Origin of the sequence: Streptosporangium nondiastaticum, assembly GCF_003011965.1 — a bacterium.
Taxonomy (GTDB): domain Bacteria; phylum Actinomycetota; class Actinomycetes; order Streptomycetales; family Streptomycetaceae; genus Streptomyces; species Streptomyces nondiastaticus.
On the sequence record NZ_PXWG01000292.1, the window covers coordinates 1 to 1,769 of the forward strand.

Annotated in this window: 3 protein-coding genes; all 3 read right to left on the reverse strand. The window is 74.0% G+C overall.

Annotated features, from left to right (window positions below):
* Positions 1–193, reverse strand: a 193-nt coding sequence (locus B7P34_RS35815; RefSeq protein ID WP_223268605.1) for a hypothetical protein, incomplete at its 3' end; no start/stop codon positions are given.
* A gap of 22 nt (positions 194–215) precedes the next feature.
* A complete protein-coding gene (locus B7P34_RS35820; RefSeq protein ID WP_106682271.1) occupies positions 216–1,559 on the reverse strand; it encodes a CpaF family protein in 1,344 nt (447 codons plus the stop codon).
* A partial coding sequence (locus tag B7P34_RS37940) for a hypothetical protein (protein WP_223268606.1) occupies positions 1,556–1,769 on the reverse strand: 214 nt, incomplete at its 5' end. The genes B7P34_RS37940 and B7P34_RS35820, both read right to left, overlap by 4 nt.

Below are 1,769 nucleotides of genomic sequence, written 5' to 3' on the forward strand. Positions count from 1 at the left end.
GCCGCCGGTCGAGGCGCGCGAAGCGCCGGGCGCGCCCGGCCGGCGGCAGGGCGGGCGCGTCCGCGAGCCGCTCGACCAGGGCGCGGCGCTGCGCCTTCCCCGACGCGTACAGCTGCAGGCCCGCGATGCCCAGGACACCGGCCAGCAGGGTGGCCCCGACGGTCAGCGCGACGAGCTGCCCGAGGTCGTCCATGCTCCCCCTCCCTCCCTCTTCCCTACCTCTGTCCCGCTTCGCGGACCGTCAGCTCGGCGGGGAACGCGGCGACGCCGAAGGCCGGCGGCACGGACTCGCCGGCGAGCCGCAGCCGGTCCGCGACCCGCTCCGGCACCGGGAAGCAGCGGAAGCCGCCGCGCACGATCCGGTCGGCGTCCACCGGCAGGGCCTCGAAGCGGCTGACGGTGGCCAGGCGGTAGTCCTCGTGGCCGCGGGAGTCGAGCAGGGCGACCTCGGCGACGCGGCGGGAGCCGTCGGCCTGCCGGGTCAGCTGGATGACGCAGTCCACGGCGCTGTTGATCTGGTCGCGCAGCGCCTCGTAGGGGACCTTGACCTCCGACATCGAGGCGAGCGTCTGCAGCCGCATCAGCGCGTCCTCCGCGCTGTTGGCGTGCACGGTGGCGAGGGAGCCGTCGTGGCCGGTGGACATCGCCTGGAGCATGTCGAGGGTCTCGCCGCCGCGCACCTCGCCGACGATGATGCGGTCGGGGCGCATGCGCAGCGAGTTGCGCACGAGGTCGCGGATGGTGATCCGGCCCTTGCCCTCGACGTTGGGCGGCCGCGATTCGAGGCGGATGACGTGCGCCTGCTGCAGCTGCAGTTCGGCGGCGTCCTCGACGGTGATGATGCGCTCCCCCTCCGGGATCAGCCCCGAGAGGGCGTTGAGCAGCGTCGTCTTGCCGGAGCCGGTCGGTCCGGACACGACCACGTTGAACTTCGCCCGGACGAGCGCGGAGAGCAGCATCAGCATCTGCTCGTCGAGCGTGCCCATGCCGATGAGCTCGGTCAGGGTGTACGCGCGCGGGAAGCGGCGGATGGTCAGCGTCGCGCCGTTGAGGGCCAGCGGCGGGATGATGACGTTGACGCGCTCGCCGCTCGGCAGCCGGGCGTCGACCATCGGATTCGACTCGTCCACGCGGCGGTTGACGGTGGAGACGATGCGTTCGATGGTCTGCATCAGCTGCTCGTTCGACGCGAAGCGCACGGGTACGGGCTCGACGCGGCCCGCGCGCTCGATGAAGATCTGGTCGGGCCCGTTGACCATGATCTCGGTGATGGAGGGGTCCTCCAGGAGCGGTTCGAGGACGCCCAGGCCGAGCGCCTCGTCCACGACGCGGCGGATGAGCCGGTCCCGCTCCGCGGTGGACAGCACCGGCCCCTCGCGGCTGATGATGTGGCCCAGGACGCGCTCCAGCCGCGTGCGGCGCTCGGAGGCGGCGAGCGCCGACATCTCGGCCAGGTCGATCTCTTCGAGCAGCTTGGCCCGGTAGACGGGGACGAGGTGGCCCGGCTCCCGGCCCTCGGAGGCCGGTTCGGGGGCGGTGATGCGGGCCCGCAGGCTCATGGCGCGCTCCTCAGTGGCGGGTAGGGGTCCGCCGGGCAGGGCATCGTGGCCCGGCGCGTCACGGACCGCTCGCCGAGCAGCGGCAGCACCGCCGGGATGACGACCGTGACCTCGGCCGTGGTCTGCGGGGCGCCGCCCGCGCACGGCGCCGCGGCCGGCGCCCCGGACGTCCGCAGCCACCCGCTCATCTCGGCCCGCCCGGCCGCGGCC

What these genes read in the sequence shown, in the direction of transcription:
- B7P34_RS35820 (WP_106682271.1), bottom strand. Translation starts at nt 1,559, where the DNA reads ATGAGCCTGCGGGCCCGCATCACCGCCCCCGAACCGGCCTCCGAGGGC.